This window comes from Williamsia muralis (genome assembly GCF_051487485.1).
In the GTDB taxonomy this organism is placed as follows: Bacteria; Actinomycetota; Actinomycetes; order Mycobacteriales; family Mycobacteriaceae; genus Williamsia; species Williamsia muralis_B.
In genome coordinates this window covers 62,317-78,320 of sequence record NZ_JAHVCV010000005.1, presented here as the reverse complement: position 1 = coordinate 78,320, position 16,004 = coordinate 62,317, and the positions used below count along the sequence as shown (strand labels likewise).

Annotated in this window: 16 protein-coding genes; 7 read left to right on the top strand and 9 right to left on the bottom strand. The window is 65.2% G+C overall.

From position 1 onward, the window contains the following. Positions 1–46: 46 nt before the first annotated feature. The 4 genes from KXR83_RS14605 to KXR83_RS14590 all read right to left on the bottom strand — a co-directional run bounded on the left by KXR83_RS14605 (position 47) and on the right by KXR83_RS14590 (position 5,705). Positions 47–937, bottom strand: coding sequence for a ribokinase (locus KXR83_RS14605; protein WP_437425437.1), 891 nt, complete (start codon positions 935–937; stop codon positions 47–49). A 107-nt stretch (positions 938–1,044) separates the two neighbouring features. Continuing rightward, positions 1,045–1,686 (bottom strand): HNH endonuclease family protein, encoded by a 642-nt coding sequence (locus KXR83_RS14600; protein WP_437425841.1) that lies wholly within the window; start codon positions 1,684–1,686, stop codon positions 1,045–1,047. A gap of 49 nt (positions 1,687–1,735) precedes the next feature. Further along, complete coding sequence (recG, locus tag KXR83_RS14595; protein WP_437425436.1) at positions 1,736–4,039, bottom strand: ATP-dependent DNA helicase RecG; 2,304 nt, start codon at positions 4,037–4,039, stop codon at positions 1,736–1,738. Between the two features lie 13 nt (positions 4,040–4,052). Next, positions 4,053–5,705 carry a DAK2 domain-containing protein gene (locus tag KXR83_RS14590; protein ID WP_437425840.1) on the bottom strand — a complete coding sequence of 551 codons (1,653 nt, stop codon included), beginning with the start codon at positions 5,703–5,705 and terminating at the stop codon, positions 4,053–4,055. A gap of 237 nt (positions 5,706–5,942) precedes the next feature. Between KXR83_RS14590 and rpmB the strand changes: the two genes are divergently transcribed. Together rpmB and KXR83_RS14580 are read left to right on the top strand one after the other, a co-directional pair. Further along, the gene (rpmB, locus tag KXR83_RS14585; protein WP_023954059.1) at positions 5,943–6,134 is read left to right on the top strand and encodes a 50S ribosomal protein L28; all 192 of its coding nucleotides are present in this window, start codon (positions 5,943–5,945) and stop codon (positions 6,132–6,134) included. Between the two features lie 4 nt (positions 6,135–6,138). After that, a complete protein-coding gene (locus KXR83_RS14580) occupies positions 6,139–6,960 on the top strand; it encodes an enoyl-CoA hydratase/isomerase family protein (RefSeq protein WP_437425435.1) in 822 nt (273 codons plus the stop codon). Positions 6,961–6,972: 12 nt separating this feature from the next. Here the strand turns inward: KXR83_RS14580 and KXR83_RS14575 are convergent, their stop codons facing one another. The 3 genes from KXR83_RS14575 to KXR83_RS14565 are packed head-to-tail and all read right to left on the bottom strand — an operon-like array spanning position 6,973 to position 9,215. Beyond that, on the bottom strand, positions 6,973–7,653 hold the full coding sequence (locus KXR83_RS14575) for a uracil-DNA glycosylase (RefSeq protein ID WP_437425434.1): 681 nt from the start codon (positions 7,651–7,653) through the stop codon (positions 6,973–6,975). 32 nt (positions 7,654–7,685) lie between these two features. Continuing rightward, entirely contained in the window at positions 7,686–8,207 is a 522-nt protein-coding gene (locus KXR83_RS14570; RefSeq protein WP_437425433.1) for a gamma carbonic anhydrase family protein, read from the bottom strand. 42 nt (positions 8,208–8,249) lie between these two features. Then, positions 8,250–9,215 carry a thiamine-phosphate kinase gene (locus KXR83_RS14565; RefSeq protein WP_437425839.1) on the bottom strand — a complete coding sequence of 322 codons (966 nt, stop codon included), beginning with the start codon at positions 9,213–9,215 and terminating at the stop codon, positions 8,250–8,252. 70 nt (positions 9,216–9,285) lie between these two features. On the opposite strand from KXR83_RS14565, the gene KXR83_RS14560 reads away from it, so the two are divergent. Both KXR83_RS14560 and KXR83_RS14555 read left to right on the top strand, forming a co-directional pair. Then, positions 9,286–9,594: an Lrp/AsnC ligand binding domain-containing protein gene (locus KXR83_RS14560; RefSeq protein ID WP_437425432.1), complete on the top strand. Its 309-nt coding sequence runs from the start codon at positions 9,286–9,288 to the stop codon at positions 9,592–9,594. Further along, the gene (locus KXR83_RS14555) at positions 9,591–10,127 is read left to right on the top strand and encodes a DUF3515 domain-containing protein (protein WP_437425431.1); all 537 of its coding nucleotides are present in this window, start codon (positions 9,591–9,593) and stop codon (positions 10,125–10,127) included. The genes KXR83_RS14560 and KXR83_RS14555 overlap by 4 nt, the downstream gene beginning before the upstream one ends. A 10-nt stretch (positions 10,128–10,137) precedes the next feature. Here KXR83_RS14555 and KXR83_RS14550 read toward each other — a convergent pair whose 3' ends face one another. Beyond that, positions 10,138–11,133: an NAD(P)H-dependent glycerol-3-phosphate dehydrogenase gene (locus KXR83_RS14550; RefSeq protein WP_437425430.1), complete on the bottom strand. Its 996-nt coding sequence runs from the start codon at positions 11,131–11,133 to the stop codon at positions 10,138–10,140. 156 nt (positions 11,134–11,289) lie between these two features. On the opposite strand from KXR83_RS14550, the gene cofC reads away from it, so the two are divergent. The 3 genes from cofC to KXR83_RS14535 all read left to right on the top strand — a co-directional run bounded on the left by cofC (position 11,290) and on the right by KXR83_RS14535 (position 15,132). Next, a complete protein-coding gene (cofC, locus tag KXR83_RS14545; RefSeq protein ID WP_437425429.1) occupies positions 11,290–11,964 on the top strand; it encodes a 2-phospho-L-lactate guanylyltransferase in 675 nt (224 codons plus the stop codon). Positions 11,965–12,055: 91 nt separating this feature from the next. Next, a complete protein-coding gene (locus tag KXR83_RS14540; RefSeq protein WP_437425838.1) occupies positions 12,056–14,212 on the top strand; it encodes an RNA degradosome polyphosphate kinase in 2,157 nt (718 codons plus the stop codon). Then, positions 14,209–15,132, top strand: a complete 924-nt coding sequence (locus KXR83_RS14535; RefSeq protein ID WP_437425428.1) for an NUDIX hydrolase — start codon at positions 14,209–14,211, stop codon at positions 15,130–15,132. The genes KXR83_RS14540 and KXR83_RS14535 overlap by 4 nt, the downstream gene beginning before the upstream one ends. A 110-nt stretch (positions 15,133–15,242) precedes the next feature. Here KXR83_RS14535 and KXR83_RS14530 read toward each other — a convergent pair whose 3' ends face one another. Then, on the bottom strand, positions 15,243–15,860 hold the full coding sequence (locus KXR83_RS14530) for an HU family DNA-binding protein (protein ID WP_415668961.1): 618 nt from the start codon (positions 15,858–15,860) through the stop codon (positions 15,243–15,245). Between the last annotated feature and the right edge of the window lie 144 nt (positions 15,861–16,004).

The window sequence follows — 16,004 nt, the reverse complement described above, 5'->3', positions numbered from 1 at the left end:
CGTATCGCCGAAACCGTAGCGGCGACTCCACTTCGCGCAGCCGGACCTACCTGGGGGAAGCGACGTAGTCCGTCGCTCTGGCGGCGGACCGGCGTGCCGCCGACTGCAGATCCGATCCCGCGGCAAGGTAGGCAGCAAGTGAGCCGACGAAGTGGTCACCGGCTCCCGTTGTGTCTCGTGCGTGCACCTTCTCGACGTCGAATGTCTCAACCGAGCCGCCCGTGGCAACCACCACGCCGCGGGCGCCGAGAGTGATGACCACCGACCGCGCCACCTCCAGCAGTCGCCGGGCCATGTCTACGGGATCGGTCAGCCGTCGGTCGTCGCAGTAGTACTCGGCCTCCACCGCGTTCACCACCAACGGGTCGGCCGCGCTCAAGATGTTGTTGTCCAGCGGCGCGACCGGGCTGGGGTTGAGGATGAAGCGGCAGTCACCGCCTTCGGTCCATCCCACCACGGCCGACGTCACCGATTGCGGCGATTCCAGTTGCGTCAGAACCACTTTCGGGGCAAGAGCGTCGAGCGCAGCGGTGACATGGTCCGCCGAGACCTGATCATTGGCACCGGAGATGACAATGATGCTGTTGTCGCCATCGGCATCGACCTCGATGACGGCGCGGCCACTGGCGCCGGCCACCTCGACGACGTGGCGGGTGTCCACGCCGGCGGCGTCCTGGTGCCGGCGCATCGTTGTACCCGCGTCGTCGTCGCCCACTGCACCGATCAGGGCGGTGGGGCCGATGTCTGCGGCCGCCAGTGCCTGATTCGCTCCTTTACCGCCGGGCCGTTCGACGTAGCTCGTGCCCATCACCGTCTCACCGACCCGTGGCCGGCGGTCGGTGCGGACCACGAGGTCCAGGTTCAACGTGCCGACCACTGCGACCAGTGGCGAGCCGACGTCCGATGCTGTTGCAGCTGCTGTCTCGGGACTACGCATGTCTGCAATGGTCCCCCAATTCGTCGGCAGTGCCCATCACCGCCGCGGACCCAATTCGGAAGTCTCGGCGCGCTCGACAGCATTTCGGCCCGATCGGCGGGCAGGATTCAACAGGTGGCCAAAGCCTTGCGGAGCACGGGATACGACGCGCGGTCGAGATACAGCCCGTACGCTCGGACAACCCTGACGAACTGGGTTGCGTACTGGCAGTGGAACGCCGCGTTGGCGGGCATCCATCGCGAGGGCTGCTTGTCGCTCTTGTCCTGGTTCGCTTCCCCGTCGACCGCCACCAGGTTCGACGGATCGTTCGCAAACCGTTGTCTCACAACAGCATCCCAGCGACGTGCACCCATCGACCAGGCGTAGGCGAGCGGCACGATGTGGTCGATCTGCACCTTGGCGCCGGACCCTTTACCCCGTCGGAAGACAATCCAGCGTCCGCTGTACGGGCTCTGCAGTTCACCGGAGGCCACTGCGCGTGGACAAGTGTCGATGGCGGTGAACACCTTGTCGCGCAGATCCCGATCGAGGATGTCGTTGCGGGTGTCGCATCCGTTCCCGGCTCCGCGCGCATCGGTGCCGTCAGTCCACGCCTCGCCGAACGAGCTGCGTTCGTAGTCGGTCGATTTCGGGCGCTCCGCAAGTGCGGGGATCAACGCCAAGTCGGCCAGAACGGCTCGGGCATCGGTGGATGCGATGTGCGAATCCACACCGGTGAGCCCGTCGCTCGCCGCGAACACCGCCGCCATCGCGAAGGCGAACAGCGCCACCCACCACTTCAGGGCAACGGTACCGCCGTCACGACTTGTCCAGATAGGCCAATCGGACGGGCCCGAGGATCGAGTCGACAAGACCCGCCATCGGCTTGTGGTCGACGAGCGTGAGGTCGCGGCCCACCACCTCATCGGCAAGGGCGCGAGTGTCCTCGATGAGGTCGCCGTCGGTGAGGAGAGAGAGGAACTTGAGCGACGACGTCTGTCCCGATTGGAGGGAGCCAAGCAGATCACCTTCCCTCCGCTGCGCCAGGTCGACAATCGACAACGCGAATCCGTCATTGGACTCCGCGACAGCCCGTAACCGTTCCATCGCCGGCGACATCTCCGACGCACCGGTCACCAGAAGACACAATCCGGGCAGACCACCACGACCGACGCGGCCCCGCAATTGGTGCAGTTGGCTTACCCCGAATCGCTCGGCGTCGACGATCACCATGGTGGTCGCATTGGGCACATCCACTCCCACCTCGATCACCGTTGTGGACACCAGGATGTCGATGTCCCCTGCGGTGAAGTCGGCCATCAGCAGGGCCTTCTCGTCCGCAGGCAGTCGGCCGTGCAGGAGGCCGAGGCGATGAACACCCAACGGCCCTTCACTCAGCGTTGTGAACATGTCCACCGCGGACGTGGCCGGTTCGGCTGCGGCCTCGGCGCCTTTGCGCTCCGACTTCTGCCCGGCCGCAGTCCCGTCGTCGCCGATCCGGGCGCACACCACGTACACCTGTCGACCGGCCTCGACCTCCTCGTTCACCCGCTCCCAGACACGCTGGACCCATTTCGGGTTTCCACGCGGGACCACACTCGTGGTGATGGGTTGACGACCACGCGGCAGTTCTCGGAGCGTGGAGGTCTCGAGGTCTCCGAACACGGTCATGGCCACAGTGCGCGGGATGGGGGTCGCGGTCATCACCAGCAGATGCGGGACGATTCCGTCGCGTCCACGGGACCGCAACGTATCGCGCTGTTCCACACCGAATCTGTGCTGCTCGTCGACCACGACAAAACCCAGATTGAAGAAGTCGACGTGTTCCTGGAGAAGCGCGTGGGTGCCGATCAAGATGCCCACCTGGCCGGTGACGGTTTCCAGAAGCGCGGTGCGTTTGGCCGCCGTCTTCATGGATCCGGTGATCAGCGCGATCCGGGTGGCGCCCTCCTCACCGTCGAGCTCACCTTCGCGCGCGAGTCCTCCGAGCATCGCCTCGAGCGTCCGGAGATGCTGAGCGGCAAGGACTTCCGTCGGAGCCAGCAACGCGCACTGGTAGCCGTTGTCGATCACCCTCAGCATCACCAGCAGCGCCACCAATGTTTTACCGGAACCGACCTCACCCTGCAGCAGTCTGCTCATCGGCGCGACGCTGGACTGATTGGCCGCGGTGATCGGGGCCGCGAGGTCGGCGCTGATCTCGTCGATCACGGTCGCCTGACCTTCGGTCAGAGTGAAGGGCAGCCGTGCGATCATCTTGTCCTCGAGGCCACCGGGTACGTGCCGACAGACAGGGCCGGCCGCACCGCGGTCGACGTGCCGTCGCTGCGCCAACGCCAGTTGCAACGCGAGCGCCTCGTCGAACTTGAGTCGGGCACGCGCCTGGTCGATGTCGTTCTGCCCCTCGGGCACGTGAATCTTGCGAAGCGCCTCGTCGGCACCGATCAACCCGCGGGCGAGCCGCTCGGTGTCGGGCAACGGGTCGTCGATCGGATCGAGTTGGCCGAGAACGGCACGCACGCACTGCCAGATGGTCCACGCCTGCAGCTTGGCCGTGCCTCGGTACACGGGGATCACATCGCGCAAGAACTCGGAGAAGTCGATCGACCCATCTTTTTCCCCGCCGCCGTCTCCTGCGTCCACCGCAAGCGCTTTGGCGATCCCCGCCATCACCGCCGACCCCACCGCATCGTCGGCCTCGATCGACGTGCCGTCCTCTGGCAGCAGCAGCCAGTTCGGGTGTGTGAGCTGCAGTTCGTTGCGGAAGTACTTGACCTCGCCAGCCATCATCACCCGTGTCCCCTTGGGGAGCTTCGCGGCGATCCACGGCGAGTTGAAGAACGTGACAGCGATCCGGACGTTCCCGTCGAAGACGACGAGTTTGACCATCTTCCGGCGGGAATTGCGGATCGGGATCGTCTTGTTCTCCTCGACCCTGGCCACCACGGTGAGGCGCTCACCGGGCTCGGGTTTGCGTTCGCCCGAGAGGTCACCCTGTTTGACGTAGCGGTCGGGAACGTAGCGAAGGAGCTCACCGACGGTCTGCACCTTGATCTGCTCTTCGAGCATGTCGGCGGCCTTGGGGCCGAGCACCGTCTCGAGCGCGTCGGATAGCGAAACCACTAGCGCGCCATGCCTATTCGACCCCAACCTGCAAGAGCTCGCCGACCTGGCCGCCAGGGTAGCTGACGAACTCGACGCCGGGGTGGTTGGTGTTCACGTGGTGCTCGAGTTGCTTCAGAACCCCTGGGTCGAGGTTGCGGCCCGCGAGCACGCTGACCATCTCGCCACCTGTGCTGAGCAGCAGATCGATCAGACCTGTCGCAGCGCCGAGGATCTCCCTGTCGATCACCAGGACTCCGTCGCCGATGAGTCCGAGATGGTCACCCGGCCGGCAGGTTCCGGCAAAGGTCAGGGCCGTCTCGGTGGCCACCACCACCGCGCCGAAACGCGTTGCGGCGGCTGCTTCTGCCATGGCGTAGGCGTCGTCGTCGGCCAGTTCGGTCGGGTCGTGGACCGCCATCGCCGACAGACTCTGCACCATCGACCCGCCCGGGAGGATGACCACCGAGCGCTCCCGCGAGCGGGCAGCGGCAGCGACAGCGACGAGGTCCTGAGCCGGCAATGCCCCGTTGCCCATCAACACCACATGTGCACTGTCGACCTCGATGATCGCCTTGGCCAACGCATCCGCATCCAGTTCACCGGCGCCGTCGGTGTCGGCCCGGACCACCACGGCCCCCTCCTGTTCGAACAACTCGGCAGCCTCGTCGCCGGTGACGACGGCGACCACCGCGCGTTTACGTTTGGGAAGGTGTCCGGAATCGTCGTCCTGGCCTCGATGGGCATCGAGCAAAAAGCAGCTGATCCGGATGTCGGAGACCTTTCCCAGGGCCAGCCCCGCCTCGACTGCTGCACCCGGTTCACAGGTGTGCACGTGAATCGAGAATCGTTCACCTGCTTCGTCATCGGCGCTGTCGCCGACGATCACCACCGCATCGCCGAGATCGTCCAGATTGCGCCGCAACGTCGAGATCTGCTCTGCGGCAGCACCTTCGAGGAGGTACATGACCTCGAAGTCCATCTCGTCGTCGCCCTCGCACGTCTCGCCGATCTGGTGTCCGATGCGGTCCCCGCCACCGGCAAGCGCACCCTGATAACGACGGCGGCGTGCAGATACACCGGTGAGTACCTTGACCAGTTCGTCGAAGATCACGAGCAGACCGCGTCCGCCGGCGTCGACCACCCCGGCCTGCGCCAGCACGTCGAGTTGGCCGGTGGTGAGGTCGAGATCCTCGGCGCAGCCGTCGGCTATCGCCCTGGCGAGGTCGGCAGGCGTCGCCTCGATGTGTTCGGCGGCATTCTGCGCGGCGCGCCGCAGCAGCGTGAGGACGGTGCCTTCACGCGGCTGGCTCACCGCGCGGGTGGCGGCCAGCGATCCGAGACGCAGGCCGGCGACCCACAACTGGTTGAAGGAGACACGGCCACCGATGGAGTTGACCTCGGCAGCGTCCGCCAGTCCGACGAGGACCTGCGAGAGAATGATGCCCGAGTTACCCCGCGCCTTGCCCACGGCACCATCGGCCATCGCCCTGGCGACCGTCGCCGTATCGGCGTCGGCCTGCACCTCACCCACCGCATCGGCTGCCGACATCATCGTGTGCAGCATGTTGCTGCCGGTGTCCGAATCCGGGATGGGGAAGACGTTGAGGTCGTTGATCTCGGCGCGGACGGCGCCGAGCCCTGCCACCGCGCCCTCGATCCAATCGCGCAACAACCCGGGATCCATGGCGGGAACACCAACCTGCTCCGTCAATGTCCGCACCTCCCCTCATGTGGTCTGTTCCACAGACTAATCTGAGGGAACGACCAACCGGACCCGGCCGTATCAGCGAGACGGGGACGTGAGGCTATTTGGATCGCAGCCCACCGAGCCGCTATCCTTGCAGGGTTGCCTATCGGACGCCGGCGTCACGCCGAACACCGAGGGGCCATGACCACCAGTTTCTCATTAAGGAGTTCGACGATGGCTGCCGTCTGCGACGTATGCGCCAAGGGCCCCGGCTTCGGTAAGTCGGTCTCTCACTCACACCGGCGTACCAACCGGCGCTGGAACCCGAACATCCAGACCGTTCGGGCCCAGATCGCTCCCGGAAACCGCAAGCGCCTGAATGTTTGCACCTCATGCTTGAAGGCCGGCAAGGTCGTCCGGGGCTGACCCCGTGACCGACACACGGCCGGAATCGACCGTCGAGTCCGATTCCGTCCAGCTCAGCGACGACGGCGTTCTGCGGATCGCCGTCGCGTCTGACAAAGCGGGCAACTCCCTCGACCGCGGTTACTTCAACCGCGGCACCGAGGTCTTGCTTCAGGTGGCGCGTGGCGAGATCAAAGCCGGCGCCATTCTTCTCGTCGGTACCGGCGCCAACTTCTGCGCGGGCGGCAACGTTCGCGACTTCGCGGCTGCCGACGACCGACCTGAATTCCTCGGTGGTCTCGCCGGTGACTTCCACCACTTCATCCGAGCTCTCGTCGGAGCCGATCTCCCGATCGTCGCAGCAGTGCACGGTTGGGCCGCCGGCGCCGGGATGAGTTTGGTGACGCACAGCGATGTCGCCATCGGTGGCACATCCACCAAGATGCGTCCGGCCTACATCGGGATCGGCCTCAGTCCGGACGGCGGCCTCACGTGGTCGCTTCCCCGGGTTGTCGGAGCCGCCCGTGCCCGCGACATCATCTTGACCAACCGGATCGTGGACGCGGCCGGTTCACTCGAACTCGGTTTGCTCTCACGCGTCGTCGAAGACGACGAGGTTCTGGCGACCGCAGAAGCCGCTGCATCGGCGATCGCGGCCGGCCCGTGGCGAGCGTTGTCCGCCACCCGGGCACTTCTCACGAACTCCCCGACGTCCACGCTCAGCGATCAGCTCGACGCCGAGGCGGCATCGATCTCGGCACTGTCCGGCCAGCCCGACGGAGTCGAAGGCGTCGACGCATTCGTCGGCAAACGCAAGCCGGATTTCTCCTCCATCAACGGCAAGTAGTCGCCGGCGCCGTCACGGCAGGCGCCAATCCACCTCATCGGCACCCTGTTCGGCGAGCGCGGCATTGGCACGCGAGAACGGCTTCGACCCGAAGAATCCGCGGCTTGCCGACAGCGGCGACGGATGCGGAGACGTGATCGTCGCGACCCCGGGCAACCAGGGCGCAAGCGATGCCGCATCTTTCCCCCACAGAATCGCCACCAACGGACGATCTCGAGCCGCCAAGGCCTTGATGGCACACTCGGTGACTGCCTCCCACCCCTTGCCGCGATGGCTCGCCGGGGTCCCGGGCGCGACCGTGAGAACCCGATTGAGCAGCAGTACCCCTTGATCCGCCCAGGGTGTCAGGTCCCCGTTCGACGGTCGCGGCAATCCGAGATCGGAACCGTACTCGGTGAAGATGTTCCCGAGGCTGCGAGGAACCGGTCTCACCTCCGGTGCCACCGAAAAGCTCAGTCCCACAGCATGTCCGGGTGTCGGATACGGGTCTTGGCCCACCACGAGAACTCTCACCTCGTCGAAGGGACGGGTGAACGCGCGCAAGACGTTGGGCCCCGACGGCAGATACGTTCGCCCTGCGGCCAGCTCGGCACGCAGGAACTCACCCATCCGCGCGACATCGTCGGCCACCGGTTCGAGGGCTTTCGCCCAGCCCGCGTCCACGAGTTCGGACAGTGGTCGCCCGTCGGACATATCGCTCCTCACCGTGGGAAAGTGCCGATCACCTAGTCGAGTCGCCGCAAAGCGGTTCGGTAGTAGGCGGCATTGTTGGCATAGAGGTCGACGTTCAGGTCGATGTGACCTTCCGGAACCTGGTAACTCTGACGGATTTTCGCCGGTACACCGAGCGCCATCGAACGCTCGGGTACCTCGAACTTGAACGGCACCACCGCCCCGGCGCCGACGATGGAACCGGCTCCGATCCGAGACCCGTTGAGTACCACCGACCCTGAGGCGATCAGGCAGTTGTCGCCGATCACGGCGCCCTCGATGTGCGCGTTGTGCCCGATGGTGCACCGCGCCCCGATCACCGTCGCATCCACGAGTGTGCAGTGGATGACGGTGCCGTCCTGGATGTTTGTCCGCTCGCCGACGGAGATGGTTCCGTAGTCGCCGCGGAGCACGGCGCCGGGCCATACCGATACCCCCGCTTCGAGCGTGACGGCTCCGATCACCACCGCGTCAGGATGGATGTAGACCCCTTCGCCCAATTGAGGCTCTCGGTCATCGAGTGCGTAGATCGCCATGGCAGCCACAGTATCGCGGGCCCCCGGCCGCGACCGCAGCGGTCAGAATGTCCGCCAGCCATCGTCGAGGTCGGACACATCCAAGCCCGACACCACCACGGACGGGCCGCTTTCAGCGGCGTGCACCGAACCGATGGCGGTCCACCCCGCCGGCAGTTCACCGGGCGCGAAGGCAGCGAGTAGTTCATGGTCTTCTCCACCGGCCACCGCCCAGAGGATCGGGTCGACCCCCAGCTCTGCTGCTGCTGTGATCAGGTCGGCGGGCACCGGAATGGCGTCGGGGTTCACCCGAAGGGACAGACCGGACATCCTTGCCATCGTTCGCAGTTCACTCGACAGGCCGTCCGAGATGTCGGTCATCGCGTGCACGCCCGACTCCGCTGCGGCCAGGGCCAGCTGTAGGTGTGGTTTCGGAACGCAGTGCGCGGCAACAAGATCAGCGAAGCCGTCGACGCCCGCCTGCAGGAGGGCAAGGCCCGCGGCGGATCCACCGAGCGGACCCGATACGGCGAGAACGTCGCCGGCTACCGGCGTGGAGAGACGAACCGGTGCGCGGTCGTCCATCGCACCGATCGCCGTCACCGCGATCACCAGCTGGTCGCCCGCGGTGAGATCGCCACCGACGACCTGCGCCCCGTACCGCGCTGCGGCCTCACGCATTCCGTCACGCACACCGACCAGTGTTGCCGTGGGTGTCCGGTCCGGGCACGTCAGCGAGACCACAAATCCGGTGACCCTGGCTCCCATCGACATCACGTCGGCGGCATTGGCCACCACCGCTTTGGCGCCCACCTGACGTGGTGTGCTCCAGTCGAGTCGGAAGTGCTGTCCGTCGACGAGTGCATCGGTGCTCACCACCACCGGCCCGCTGCCGACGAGAACCGCGGCGTCATCACCCGGGCCCACGAGCACCCCATCTGCAGGAGCGGGGTCGTTCTGTGCGGTGAACAACGCGATCAGCTCGTGCTCACCGACATCGCCGACCGTGCGGACGGGATCGCTGGACAGGTCCCCTCACCGCCCCTCTGTTCATCTCGAGTCTGTTGATTGGCCTCTGAGCACCGTTGTCGGTGAGAATATGTGCCAGTGTATTTGGGTCAGCCACCGGTTGATCGCAGTCGCCAGCGAAAGGAACGCCGTGGTTCAGGCATACATACTGATCCAGACCGAGGTCGGAAAGGCCGCCGTGGCAGCGGCCACCATCTCGGAGATCGACGGCGTCGCCTCGTCGGAGGAGGTCAGCGGCCCTTATGACGTCATCGTGCGCGTGGATGCGACCGACGGGACGCACCTCACCGAATCGGTGGTTCCGAAGATCCAGCAAGTCGAAGGAATCACCCGGACGTTGACCTGCCCGGTGGTGACCGGTACGACGAGGCAGGGGTGAGCGACTCGTCGACGCGCCGGCTCAGTCCGGCCGTGATAGCCAGCATCGTTGCGATCCCCGTCATGGTGATCGTGGGGTTCATCACCTATGCGGTGGTCGGGACAGACGGCGCAACCTCCGACGACACCCCGCTGAAGACGATGGCGGCGCCCGAACGGGACTCTCCGGAGTGCGCGAAACTCATTGCCGCCCTTCCCGAGAGTTTTGAGGGATTCGGCAAGCAAGAGACCGCTGCGGACGGCCTGGTGACCTGGGCGCCAGGCGACCAGGTGGCCGGGCCCGTACAGGTGCGTTGCGGAGTCGATCGGCCCGAATCGCTCTCGCCGACCTCCGGTTTGCAGGTTGTCGATCCGGTGCAGTGGTTCTCGGTGTCGGCGACAACCGAGGCCAAGGGCTTCCTCTGGTACGCCGTCGACCATCGGCCCTATGTGGCCATCTGGCTACCCGAGAACGTCGGAAATGGCCCCATCCAACAGGTTTCGCAACTGATCGACCAGAACCTCACGAGCGCACCCATCGATTTGGGCGGCTGAGGACGTCACGTTACTCCGGCTTGGTCCGTCGGCCGAGCAGTGAGTAGATAGCCTCGGTGACCGTGAGGCCTTCGTGGCAGACCTGGTGAACCGCTTCGGTCAAAGGCATGTCCACACCGTGTTTCTCGGCCAGTGCACGTACCGACGTGCACGACTTCACACCCTCGGCGACCTGACCGTTGGTGGCTTCTTGCGCCTCTGCCAGGGTCTTGCCCTCCCCCAGCCTGCTGCCGAATGTGCGATTGCGCGACAGCGGTGAGGAGCATGTGGCGACGAGGTCACCGACCCCGGCCAGCCCGGCCAGTGTTTCGGGTCTCGCCCCCAGCGCGACGCCCAAGCGGATCGTCTCGGCCAGACCGCGAGTGATGATGGATGCCAGGGTGTTCTCACCGAGTCCGACACCGGACGCCATCCCACATGCGAGCGCGATGACGTTCTTGACCGCGCCCCCGATCTCGCAGCCGACCACATCCGTATTGGTGTACGGCCTAAAATATCTCGTACTGCACGCCTTCTGGATGTCGCGAGCCCGGGACTCGTCCTCACACGCGACGACGGTCGCGGCGGGCTGGCCGACTGCGATCTCACCGGCGAGATTGGGCCCCGACAGCACCGCGACGCGATCGGCGGCGGCACCGGTCACCTCGGCGATCACTTCGCTCATCCGCAGCAGCGTCCCGGTTTCCACGCCCTTGGACAACGACATCAGGGTTGCGGTGTCAGCGAGGTGCGGCAGCCAGGTCTGCATACTCGCGCGCAGCGACTGGGAGGGGACGGCACAGACCACCAGGTCGGCGCCCGCGAGAACCTCGGCAAGGTCGGCGCTGGCGCGCAGGCCCTCGGGCAGAGGTACCTGCGGCAGATAGTCGGGGTTGGTGTGGGTGCGGTTGATGGCGTCCGCCAGTTCGGGTCTCCTCGACCACAAGACCGTCGGGGTGCCCGCGTCGACCAACACCTTGGCCATCGCAGTGCCCCACGAACCCGAGCCCATTACGACCGCCTGCATCACGCCACCACCTTCTCCATCGTTCTCAGCCGTCCGACTGTGCCGACATCCGCTGCCCGGACCGACCCGATTCTCTCGAACGGTCCAAGACTAGAGGCCACAGAGGTGGTGGGGTGCCTTTTCCCCCCGCGACCACCGGCGACCATGATGGAGGTCATGGATACGCGATCGATCGCAGTCGTCATCGCGGTCAAAGAGCTGAGCGCAGCCAAGACACGGCTGTCGCCGGGCGTCGACGGCAATGCCCGACGCCAACTGGTGCTGGCCATGCTGACCGACACCCTCGCAGCGGTGCGAGCCGCGGGACTCGATCAGGTGGTGGTGGTCAGTCCCGACACATCGGTGGCCGAGGCCGCGCAGGCGAGTGGCGCTCGCACTGTGGTGGACCGCGGCGACGTGCTCAACGGCGATGTTCTCAACGCCGCCTTCGCGATCGGCATCGACCACGCTCTGTCGTTGTGGCCGGGCAGCCGAATCATGGTGCTGCAGGCCGATCTCCCCGCGGTGAGGCCCGAGTCGCTCGTGGCCGCCATCGACCGGTCCTCGGATCTGGAGCGGGCATTCATCGCCGACCATTCGGGCACCGGTACCACCGCGCTGTTCCTGAACGCAGCCGATCTCAGCGCTGCGGACACCCTTCGGTTCGGGGCTCATTCGGCCCGAGAACATCGTCGCCGGGGCGCAGTCGAACTCACCGAGGACTCCGGTCGCTGGCCGGACCTGAGGATCGACGTCGACACCGTCGAGGATTTGCTGACCGCACGGCGCCTTGGCCTGGGAACTTCCACCAGTGCCGTTCTCGAACGCTTGCAATTGGATGAACAAACCTGATCTCCCGGTGTCGGGGCTCCGACAGATAGGCCATGATGGTCTGGTGAGCACAGCCGAATCAACGACCCCCGCTCCCCGGCCGCGATCGTCGATGCCGGCCGCCCCGCCGGCAGCCACCGCCGCCCCCACCGCCACAGCGGACCTTCCCGAAGACCGTTACCTGAACCGGGAACTGAGTTGGCTCGACTTCAACGCCCGGGTTCTGGCGCTGGCAGAAGACACGTCGCTGCCTTTGCTCGAAAGGGCAAAGTTCTTGGCCATCTTCGCCTCGAACCTCGATGAGTTCTTCATGGTGCGTGTCGCCGGGCTCAAGCGCAGACACGAAACCGGCCTGTCGGTACGGTCCGCCGACGGATTGTCGCCGCGCGAGCAGCTCGCACTCATCGCACAGCGCACACAGGTGCTGGCCGAACGTCACGCCCGGGTGTTCCTCGACTCGGTCCGCAAGGCACTGGCGGACAACAACATTCACGTCATCACCTGGGACCAGTTGACTGACGACGAGCGCCGCCGGATGGCCGAGTACTTCCATGAAGAGGTCTTCCCGGTTCTGACCCCGCTCGCGGTCGACCCGGCGCACCCGTTCCCGTACATCTCCGGCCTGAGCCTCAATCTTGCGGTGACCGTCAAAGACGTCACCGAAGGTGGCGAACATTTCGCGCGCGTCAAGGTGCCCGACAACGTCGACCGCTTCGTTCAGGTCGATCGGTTCATGCCGCCGGAATTCCGGCAGAACTACGCGAAAACCGCCGACTCCCCCGTGAAAACGGTTCTGCTGCCGCTGGAATATCTGATCGCAGCTCACCTCGATCAGCTGTTCCCCGGAATGGAGATCGTCGAGCACCACGCTTTCCGCATCACCCGCAACGCGGATTTCGAGGTGGAGGAAGACCGCGACGAGGATCTCCTGCAGGCACTCGAACGAGAACTGGCGCGGCGACGCTTCGGTTCACCGGTCCGCCTCGAGGTCGCCGACGACATGACCGAGCACATGCTCGAACTGTTGCTGCGTGAGCTGGACGTCGACCCCGCAGACGTCATCGAAGTCCCCGGGCTGCTCGACCTGTCGAGTCTGTTCCAGGTGGCCGCCGTGGACCGTCCCGCTCTCAAGGACCCGCCGTTCGTCCCGGCCACCCACCCAGCTTTCGGTGAGCGCGAAACACCCAAGAGCATCTTCTCGACCCTGCGTGACGGCGACGTCCTGGTCCATCACCCGTACGACTCGTTCTCCACCAGTGTGCAGCGGTTCCTCGAGCAAGCCGCCGCCGATCCCCAGGTGCTGGCGATCAAGCAGACGCTGTACCGCACCTCGGGCGACTCCCCGATCGTGAACGCTTTGATCGACGCCGCCGAGGCCGGCAAACAGGTTGTCGCGCTTGTGGAGATCAAGGCCCGCTTCGACGAGCAGGCCAACATCAAGTGGGCCCGACAGCTCGAACAAGCCGGCGTGCACGTCGTCTACGGACTCGTCGGGCTCAAGACGCACTGCAAGACATGTCTCGTCGTGCGTCGTGAAGGATCCACCATCCGCCGGTACTGCCACATCGGAACGGGTAACTACAACCCGAAAACCGCGCGGCTCTACGAAGACGTGGGCCTGTTCACCGCGGCTCCGGACATCGGTGCCGACCTGACCGATCTGTTCAACACCCTCACCGGCTACTCACGGAAGGTGGCGTACCGCAACCTGTTGGTCGCCCCACACGGAGTCCGCGCGGGCATCATCGACCGGATCCTCGGAGAGTGTGAACGGCGTCAGGCCGGCCACACCGACGCCCGGATCCGGTTGAAGATGAATGCTCTGGTTGATGAACAGGTCATCGACGCCCTGTACCGGGCGTCGCAGGCCGGAGTTCCTGTCGAGGTCGTGGTGCGTGGTATCTGTGCGCTCCGGCCGGGCGTTCCGGGTATGAGCGACAACATCACCGTCCGCTCCATACTCGGACAATTCCTGGAGCACTCACGGGTTCTGCACTTCCAGTCCCTCGACGAGTTCTGGATCGGCAGCGCCGACATGATGCACCGCAATCTCGACCGCCGCGTGGAAGTGATGGCGCAGGTACGCGATCCACGACTGACCCGCGAACTCGACGACGTCTTCAATTCGGCGATGGACCCGACCACCCGCAGTTGGGTGCTCGGCGAGGACGGCGGATGGACGGCGTCGCCTGCCGCGGGTGAAGAGGTACGTGATCATCAGCGCCAGATGATGCGTCGCAACCGTAGCCGGGCCGACCTGATCCAGTGAGCAAAGCGGCAGGCGGCAAGAACACTGTTGTCTATGCGGCCGGCGGAGTCGTGTGGCGCGAGAACCCCGCCGGTGACGTCGAAGTCGTGATCGTCCACCGCCCGCGGTACGACGACTGGACGCTGCCCAAGGGCAAGGTCGAGCCGGGCGAGACGTTGATCAGCACCGCGGTTCGGGAGATCAAAGAAGAGACCGGTTACGACGTCCGGCTGGTACGGCACCTACGCATGATCAGCTACGACCTACGTGGACCCGGTCGCAAGCACGTGCACTACTGGTCCGCCGAAGCGGTCGACGGCAGCTTTACACCCAACCACGAGGTAGACGAAATACGTTGGCTGCCAATCAAATCGGCCGCCGAGCAACTTTCCTTCCGGTTGGACCAGAAGGTCCTGGCAACTTTCGAACAGCTACCCGCACGACTCGATACGGTGCTGCTGGTACGTCACGCCAAGGCGGGCCGCAAATCTCGGTACCACGGCGACGACCGTCTGCGGCCGTTGGAGAAGGTCGGCCGAACCCAGTCCGAGGCATTGCTCGGACAGTTGCTCGCGTTCGGGCCCACGCACGTGCACTCCGCTGACCGCGTTCGGTGCGAGCAGACAGTGGCACCTCTTGCTGATGAGCTGGGTGTGTCGATCATCAGTGAACCCAGCCTGGCCGAGGAAGCATTCAACGAAGATCCCAAGCCGGGGCGGCGGCGGATCCGAGAGATCGGTTGCGAGAGCGGGATCCATGTCGTGTGCAGCCAGGGCAAGGTCATCCCGCCGCTGATGAAGTGGTGGTCGGCGCACGACGGTGTGAAGCTGCCGCCCGCACGAAATCGTAAGGCGAGCGTGTGGGTGCTTTCTTTGTTGGACGGCAAATTGGTTGCTGCCAACCACATCGACAGCCCACTGCCCGGCAGCCCCGGCACCTGATCTCGGGGCGTCCCGCGTTGCCGTAGCGCGTAGGGGTGGCCACACAACACAAAACAAACCCCGGCGGAGGGAAGGTCCGCCGGGGTTTGTTCGGTCTGGTGCTGGTCTGGCTACTTGCTTGTGCGCTTTGCAGCGGTCTTCTTGGCCGGAGCCTTCTTGGCAGCGGTCTTCTTGGCCGGAGCTGCCGTGGTCTTCTTGGCAGCAGTCTTCTTGGCCGGAGCTGCCGTGGTCTTCTTGGCAGCAGTCTTCTTGGCCGGAGCTGCCGTGGTCTTCTTGGCAGCAGTCTTCTTGGCCGGAGCTGCCGTGGTCTTCTTCGCGGCGGTCTTCTTGGCCGGAGTGGCCGCCTTCTTGGCCGGAGCCGCCTTCTTTGCGGCGGTCTTCTTGGCCGGTGCACTGCTCGAAGCAGTTGCACTGCCCCGCTTGACTGCTGGTCCCGACGCGCTCAGCTTCTGCTTGCCGGAAACCACCAACTTGAACTGGGCGCCCGGACGGAATGCCGGAACCCAAGTCGGACGGACCTTGACTGTTTCACCGGTGCGGGGGTTGCGGGCAACCCGTGCAGCGCGGCGACGCTTTTCGAAAACACCAAAGCCGGTGATCGTGACGCTCTCGCCTTTGTTCACAGCGCGAACGATCGTATCGACGATGTGCTCAACGGCATCTGTAGCCGTCCGGCGATCGGTCCCCAACTTCTTTGTCAGTTCCTCGATGAGCTCTGCCTTGTTCATGGATTCAACCTCCGCAAACTGTTGGCCCACTTTGGGCCAGCTACAGGACACGGTAAACGTCAAATGGCAAAACGTCCACGATCCACGCCAAATTCACCCGGCGTGGCGAAAGGTTTGTCCTCTAACAGGTTACGTCAGAGGCCG